Raw genomic sequence first — 7,691 nt, 5'->3', positions numbered from 1 at the left:
GCATGGCGGCCGGCCTGTCAGGGAGGGGCGAAGGCCTGTCGCGCAGCGTCGACCGCGAGACGTGGCCTGGTGCGGGCAAGTCCTGCAGACCGCCGGGCAGCGCGGTCAGGACCGGGCGGCGCGGTGCCCGGCACGGCGCCAAACAGCGGCAGTGCCACTTGACGTACTGCGACTGGGGGCCGCATGGTGCGCCCCCAGTCTTGCTACAAGTTGTACAGCAATCGGGGGCCGGGGAATTCGGCACCATCGTCGGCGCCCACTTCCAGGTCCAGCAGCGCGTTGGTGCGGGCCGCCAGTGACAGCAGCAACTCCTTGTGCTGCTCCGGGCGCGCCGCGAGGTTGTCCAACTCATCGGGGTCGCGGCGCGTGTCGTACAGTTCCAGCTCGTTGTGCGCCAGCAGCGTCGCCCAGTCGCGCGGCTTGTGGTGTTCGGACGGCTTGAAATAGCGGGCGAACTTGTAACGGCCATCGTGGATGCCGCGGAACAGCGCGTGATGCTCCAGGCTGGGCAGGGGACGCTCGCCGTGCAGCAGCACGCGCAGCGGCGTCAGCCTGTCGATCACGTGGTCGGTGCGGATCGAGCTTTGCGTGTAGTCGCCGTCGATATAGAGCGGCACGCCGTAATTGAACAGGATGCCGCGCCGGTCGCGCTCCGTGCGCGCCGTCGGTGAGGCCACGGCCGGCGACACATCCACACCTTTCAGGTAAGGATAGGCTTCGGCGCAGGCGCGCGGCTCGACCCCGGCAAAGCCCAGCAGCGTAGGCGTGAGGTCGAGGCAGGAGGCCAGGGCCGGCGTGCTGCTGCCGCGGGCCGCGTCGGGATGGCGCACCAGGAACGGCAAGCGCACGTTCTCCTTGTAGATGTGCGGCCCTTTCTGGCGCAGGCCGTGGGCGCCCGCCATTTCGCCATGGTCGGCCGTGTAGATCACGATGGTGTCGTCGTCCAGCCCGAATTCCTCGAGCGCCCGCAGGACCGACAAGGCCTGCCGGTCCACGTCGCGGATGCAGTTGAAGTAATAGCTTTGATAGGCGCGCCAGGCCACTTCGTCACGCGCCCCGATGTGACCATAGAGGGCGCTGCACAGGTCGGCGAACTGACGCTGGGCGCTGGGTTTTTCGGCCAGCGTGTCGGCATAGAAGCTGTGCGGTAGCGGCAGGTCCCAGTAGCGGTGATACGGACTGGCGTGCGGGGCGCCGGCCAGCGGCGCCAGCACGTCGTGGCGGATGCGCGACTGTTCCTGCTGCGGTCCGGTGTTGAAATACATGACGTCGTGCGGATTGACGAAATTGACGGCCAGGAACCAGGGCTGTTTGCCCTGCATGGCGCGGCCCTTGGTGCCCAGCCATTCGATGGCGTTGCTGGCCGTCTGGCGGTCGGTGCGAAAGCCGGTCCAGGTGGCGCCGTGGGGATCGCCGTCGGTGTTGAAGTCGGAAAAGCCGTACGGTTCCAGCGCATCGGCCACGCTGGGATAGGGGCCGTAGGTCAGGCCAGGGTCGTGGCGCACGGGGGATAAGTGCCATTTGCCCTTGTAGGCCGTGTAATAACCTTGCGCCCGCAGCAGGTGGCCGACGCTGGGCAGGCCGTCGGGCAGTTGTGGAAAGGTGGGCGGTGCTTCGATATTGGCCGTCATGCGCGTGTGCTGGGTATGCTGGCCGAAATACATGTTCGAGCGCGACGGCGAGCAGGGCGTGGTGTTGGCGTGGTACTCGGTAAAGCTGGTGCCGCGTTCCTGCAGCCATTCGTGGGCGTGCAGTTCCAGGCCGGCGGGGAGGTCGGCGCCGCTGCGCTCCTGGTCGCTGACGATGAGCAGGATGTTGGGGCGGCGCTCGCGCCGGGTCTGGGCCGCCACCGCGCCGGCCAGCCTGGGGGCGGTGTACGGCCGCTGGCCGCCGCCGGCCAGTTCGCCGGCCACGGTGGCTGCGCCGAGCGCGCCCAGGCCGGCCACCAACTGGCGACGCCGGCGGAAGTTGGTATCTGTCATGAATCTCTCCTCGTGATGGTCTGCACCGATTATTGGGGTGGCCGCCGTATGAGGCAATCGCGTAATATTCATCCTTTGCAATGCATTCTCCGCATACACCATGGATATCCGCAAGCTGCGCTACATCGTCGCCCTGCATGAAGAGGGCAGTTTCATCAAGGCCGCCGAGCGTGTGCACCTGAGCCAGTCCGCGCTCTCGCGCAGCGTGCAGGCGCTGGAGGCCGACCTGGGCGTGGTGCTGTTCGACCGCACCCGCGACGGCGTGGTGGCGACGGCGGCCGGACGCCAGTTCGTCGCGCGCGCGCGGCATGCGGCCAAGGTGCTGGGCGACCTGCAGCACGATATGCGGGCGCTGGGCGATGGCGCATCGGGCCGCCTCAGTTTCGGCATCGGGCCGTTTCCGGCCGCCGCCTTCCTGGGCGCGGCGCTGGAGCGGGTGGCCGTCGAGTGTCCGCGGCTGCGGGTAGCGGTGGAGATCAACAACGCGCCCATCCTGGTGGAGCACCTGAAGTCGGAACGGATAGAATTTTTCGTGGCCGATGCGCGCACGCTGGCCGAAGACAGGGAAGTGACGATTGCGCCGTTCGGCGACCAGGATGGCCTCATCGCCTGCCGTGCCGGTCACCCGTTGACGCGGGCGCCGGCAACGGGCATCGATGCGCTGGCGCGCTATGGCTTTGCCTCGGTCCATCTGCCGGACGCCGCGTTCCTGCCGCCGCAACTGGCCGCCACGCTGGAGGCCCCGGGCGGCTGGGGCGCGCAGATGCTCGCCTGCGACAATCTGGACATCCTCAAGCGGGTGGTGCTGCACAGCGACCTGCTGCTGCTCTCCACCCGCGCCGTGGTGCGTCAGGAGCTGGCGCACGGTGACCTGGTGGCATTGTCCATGCCCGGCGTGGACGGCCTGGGCGTGGCGATGAGCGTGGCCACGCTGCGCGAGCGCAGCCTCTCGCCGGCCGCGCAGGCCGTGATCGCGCGCTTGCGCGCGGCCAGCGCGGCCACGCTTCAGGACGCGGGCTGATAACTGCCGTCGCGGAACACAGTGGTGCCCGGCGCCGCGGCAGCGATGCCGTGCAGCCGCTCCAGCACCAGCCGGGCGGCCGGCGACAGCGTGCGGCCGGCCAGCTGCACGGCGCCGATCTCCGCGTACATGGGCGGCAGGCCGGGAAAGTCGAGTGGTTCCAGCGTACCGGCCGCGATTTCGCCGGCCACGGCCGCTTCCGTCGCCAGCAGGATGATGTCGTCGTCCTGCGCCATCTCCTTCAGGATGTGCATGTTGTCGCACTCGAAGATCACGGGCAGCGGCGCATGGGCCGGCATGCCCAGCACCTTGCGGAACACCGCTTTCATCTCGCGCGGCAGCAGCAGCGAGGCGAAGCCGTAGGGCAGCAGGTCGGCCGGGCTGCGTCCGGATGCGCCCAGCAGCGGATGGCCGGGGCGGCACATGAAGCGGCCGTGCTGGCGGCAGATGGGCGTGACGGCCAGGTCGGGCTCGGGCGCGATGTCGCGCGTGTCGGCGATGAAGAATTCGATCTGCTCGGCCTTCAGGTGCACCAGCAGGTTGCGCCAGTTGTTGCTCGACACTTGCAGCGACAGGCCGGGGCGCTCGCGGCGCAGATAGCGCACCAGCGGCGGCAGCATGGAGGCGGTGGGCAGCGGTCCCACGCCAAAGGCCACCTGGCCCATTTCCGCATCGCGTATCAAGCCCATGTCGCGTTCCAGGTTGCGCATCTGGAAGATCAGCTTCCTGGCCTGTTCCAGGAACACGGCGCCCACCGTGGTCAGCTTGACGTTGCGGTTGTCGCGGTCGAACAACAGCAGGCCCAGTTCCTCCTCCAGCGTCTGGATGCTGCGGCTCAGGGCCGGCTGCGACAGGTGCAGGCGGTCGGCGGCCCGGGCGAAGTTCAGTTCATCCGCCAGGGCGATGGCGTAGCGCAGCCGTTTCAAGTCCATGGTGTCGTCCGATTCATGCAGGTAATGCATTATAACGATCAAAATGATGCATTGGACAGCAAAAATCGTCCACCCTACACTGGGCTCCACCTTGACGCCGCGCATCAAAAAACCAAGCGGCGCGTAACTGGAGACATGCATGGACAAGCAATATTTCGACTACGTCATCGTCGGCGCCGGTTCGGCCGGTTGCGTGCTGGCGGCCCGCCTGACGGAAGACCCCGACGTGACGGTGTGCCTGCTGGAGGCGGGCGGCCCCGACAGCAGCGTGCTGATCCACGCGCCGGCCGGCCTGGTAGCCATGGTGCCGACCAGGATCAACAACTACGCCTACCAGACCGTGCCCCAGCCCGGCCTGAACGGCCGCCGCGGCTACCAGCCGCGCGGCAAGACGCTGGGCGGCAGCAGTTCCATCAACGCCATGCTGTACGTGCGCGGCCACCGCTGGGACTATGACCACTGGGGCGCGCTGGGCAACGCCGGCTGGTCCTACAACGACGTGCTGCCGTACTTCAAGCAGGCCGAGAACCATGAACTGGGCGACGGTTACGACGGCTGGCACGGCCGCGGCGGCCCGCTCAACGTCTGCTATCCGCGCCACGCCAGCCCGCTCAACCAGATGTTCATCGACGCCGCCGCCACCCAGGGCATCGCTTATACGGCCGACTACAACGGCGCCGGGCAGGATGGCGCCTTCATGTACCAGGTCACGCACCGCAACGGCGAGCGCTGCAGCGCCGCCAAGGGCTACCTGACGCCCAAGCTGTCGCGTCCCAACCTGAAGGTGATTACCCACGCCGTGTCGTCGCGCATCGTATGCGAAGGACGCGCAGCCAAGGGCGTGGCCTATATCCGCGACAATGTGATGCATGAGGTGCATGCGCAGCGCGAAGTGATCGTGTCGGCCGGCGCCTTCGGCTCGCCCCAGCTGCTGATGTTGTCGGGCATAGGGCCGGGCGCCCATTGCGCATCCCACGGCATCGCCCCGGTGCTGGACCTGGCGGGCGTGGGCCGCAACCTGCAGGACCATATCGATTACGTGCAGAGCTGGCGCCTGCCCAGCAAGACGGAAAGCTATGGCGTGTCGCTGCGCGGCACGGCCAAGCTGGCCGCCGCCATGCTGGAGTGGAAGCGCCACCGCACCGGCATGGTGGCCAGCCAGATCGCGGAGGCGGGCGCCTTCTTCCGCTCCGGCCCCGGATTGCCGGCGCCGGACCTGCAACTGGTGTTCGTGCTGGCCATGGTGGACGACCACGCGCGCAAGGCCCACCTGGGCCACGGCATGTCCTGCCACGTGGACGTGCTGCGTCCCCACAGCCGCGGCACGGTGACGTTGCAGGGCAGCGATCCGCGCCTGGCGCCCGTGATCGACCCGCGCTTCCTGTCCGACCCGCGCGACCTGGAGCTGCTGGTCAAGGGCGCCCAGGTCCAGCAGCGCATCATGGAAGCGGCGCCGTTCGACGCCGTGCGCGGCCGGATGCTGTACCCGGTCGCCGCCGGCGACACGGCCGCCCTGATCGACGACATCCGCTCCCGCGCCGACACCCAGTACCACCCCGTGGGCACCTGCAAGATGGGGCCGCGCGAGGACGCGCTGGCCGTGGTGGACGAGCGCCTGCGCGTGCGCGGCATGGCCGGCCTGCGCGTGGTCGACGCCTCCATCATGCCCACCGTCATCGGCGGCAACACCAATGCGCCCACCATCATGATCGCCGAAAAGGCGGCCCGGATGATCCTGGCCGATGCCCGCGCCAGCCAGGCAGCCTGACACTACTTCAACCCAAGGAACCGTAACCATGCCTTTGACCGCCCGCCTCACGGCGCTGGCGTTGGCCTTCTGCACCCTGCAGGCCGGCGCAGCCACCCCATCGCAACCGGCCAGCCGCTACACGGCCGTCGCCAACCAGGCCTTCGGCGCCGCATTGCCGCTGGCCGACCGCCAGGACTTCGACGACGCCACGCGCGGCCTGGTGGCAGCCATGCCAGACGCGCCGTACAAGGATGCCGCCGGCAACGTGATCTGGCAGCCGCACCTGTTCGACTTCATCCAGGGCGCTGCGCCGGCCAGCGTCAACCCCAGCCTGTGGCGCCAGGAAGCGCTGAACAACGCGCACGGCCTGTACAAGGTCAGCGACGGCATCTACCAGCTGCGTGGCTTCGACATCTCCAACATGACCCTGATCGAGGGCCGGACGGGCTGGATCGTGGTCGACCCGCTGGTGAGCGCCGAGATGGCGCGCGCCGGGCTGGAATTCGCCCAGCAGCACCTGGGCCGCCGCCCGGTGGCGGCCGTGATCTACACCCACGGCCACGCGGACCACTTCGGCGGCGTGCGCGGCGTGACCAGCGAGGAGGATCTGCAGTCGGGCAAGGTGCGCATCATCGCGCCGGAAGGCTTCATGGAGACTTCCGTGGCCGAGAACGTCCTGGCCGGCAACGCCATGGCGCGCCGCGCCCAATACCAGTTCGGTATGCCGCTGGCAGCGGGCCCGCAAGGCATCGTCGGCACAGGCCTGGGCAAGAAAGTCTCGACCGGCACCATCGGCCTGATCGCGCCCACGGACTCGGTCGGCAAGACCGGGCAGGCGATGGATATCGACGGCCTGCGCTTCGTATTCCAGCTGGCGAACGGCTCGGAAGCGCCGTCCGAGATGACGTTCTACATCCCCGAACGCCACGCACTGTGCCTGGCCGAAGTGGCCACGGCCAATATGCACAACATCTACACCCTGCGCGGCGCCCGCATGCGCGACGCGCTGGGCTGGAGCAAATACATCAACGAAATGCTGGACCTGTTCCCGGACGCGCAGGTGGGCTTCCGCAGCCACCACTGGCCCGTGTGGGGCCAGGACCGCCTGCGCCAGCAGCTGGCCAACCAGCGCGACATGTACCGCTTCATCCACGACCAGGCCCTGAACCTGGCCAACCGCGGCGTGCCTATCGACGATGTGGGCAATGCCACTTTCTTCCCCAAGGCGCTCAAGGCCGATTTTTCCACCCATGGCTATTACGGCACGCTGAGCCACAACCTGCGGGCCGTGGTCGATTACTACCTGGGCTGGTACGACAGCAACCCGGCCACGCTGAACCGCTTGCCGGGCAAGGAGCGCGCGCAGCGTTATGTGGCGGCGATGGGCGGCGCCAAAGCGGTGCTCAAGCAGGCCAGGGCCGGCTACGCGGCGGGCGACTACCGCTGGGTGGCCGAGATGCTCAACCACCTGGTGCAGGCCGATCCGGCCAACAAGGCGGCCCGCCTGCTGCAGGCCGACACGCTGGAACAGCTGGGCTACCAGGCCGAATCGGCCATCTGGCGCAACGAATACCTGACCGGCGCCCACGAACTGCGCGACGGCATCACGGCGCTGCACATGTCCACCCAGGGTCCGGACCTGACGCGCGCCATGTCGGTCGAAATGATCTTCGACTTCCTGGCCGTGCGCCTGAACCACGAGAAGGCCGACGGCCTGCACCTGGGCGTGAACATCGCCTTCACCGACAGCCATGAGAACTACGCGCTGGAGCTGTCGAACTCCGTGTTGAACAACACCCGGGGCCGCGTGCTGGCCCGGCCCGACGCCGCGCTGACCCTGAGCCGCGCGGCCCTGTTCAAGATGCTGGTGGCCAAGGTGCCGCTGGCGCAGCTGGTCCAGGCGGGCGAAGTCAAGCTGGACGGCGATCCAAAGGCGCTGGCCGCGCTGTTCGGCAATTTCGACCAGTTCGATCCGCAGTTCCCCGTCGTCACGCGCTGACGGGCGT

At 68.2% G+C, this 7,691-nt stretch carries 5 protein-coding genes; 3 read left to right on the top strand and 2 right to left on the bottom strand.

What is annotated here, in order from left to right; all coding sequences use genetic code 11:
- Positions 1-203: 203 nt before the first annotated feature.
- Positions 204-1,982 (bottom strand): sulfatase family protein, encoded by a 1,779-nt coding sequence (locus AC3WOS_RS17280; RefSeq protein WP_492717260.1) that lies wholly within the window; start codon positions 1,980-1,982, stop codon positions 204-206.
- Between the two features lie 100 nt (positions 1,983-2,082).
- On the opposite strand from AC3WOS_RS17280, the gene AC3WOS_RS17275 reads away from it, so the two are divergent.
- A complete protein-coding gene (locus AC3WOS_RS17275; protein WP_492717259.1) occupies positions 2,083-3,003 on the top strand; it encodes a LysR family transcriptional regulator in 921 nt (306 codons plus the stop codon).
- On the opposite strand, the gene AC3WOS_RS17270 is transcribed toward AC3WOS_RS17275, so the two are convergent.
- Positions 2,988-3,965: a LysR family transcriptional regulator gene (locus AC3WOS_RS17270; RefSeq protein ID WP_492717258.1), complete on the bottom strand. Its 978-nt coding sequence runs from the start codon at positions 3,963-3,965 to the stop codon at positions 2,988-2,990. The genes AC3WOS_RS17275 and AC3WOS_RS17270 overlap by 16 nt on opposite strands.
- 109 nt (positions 3,966-4,074) lie before the next feature.
- On the opposite strand from AC3WOS_RS17270, the gene AC3WOS_RS17265 reads away from it, so the two are divergent.
- Both AC3WOS_RS17265 and AC3WOS_RS17260 read left to right on the top strand, forming a co-directional pair.
- Positions 4,075-5,703: a GMC family oxidoreductase gene (locus AC3WOS_RS17265; RefSeq protein ID WP_492717257.1), complete on the top strand. Its 1,629-nt coding sequence runs from the start codon at positions 4,075-4,077 to the stop codon at positions 5,701-5,703.
- Between the two features lie 28 nt (positions 5,704-5,731).
- Complete coding sequence (locus AC3WOS_RS17260) at positions 5,732-7,684, top strand: alkyl/aryl-sulfatase (RefSeq protein ID WP_492717256.1); 1,953 nt, start codon at positions 5,732-5,734, stop codon at positions 7,682-7,684.
- The last annotated feature ends 7 nt before the right edge of the window (positions 7,685-7,691 follow it).

The organism is Rugamonas sp. FW305-51 (genome assembly GCF_058786935.1).
This window is presented reverse-complemented; position numbering and strand designations above follow the sequence as displayed.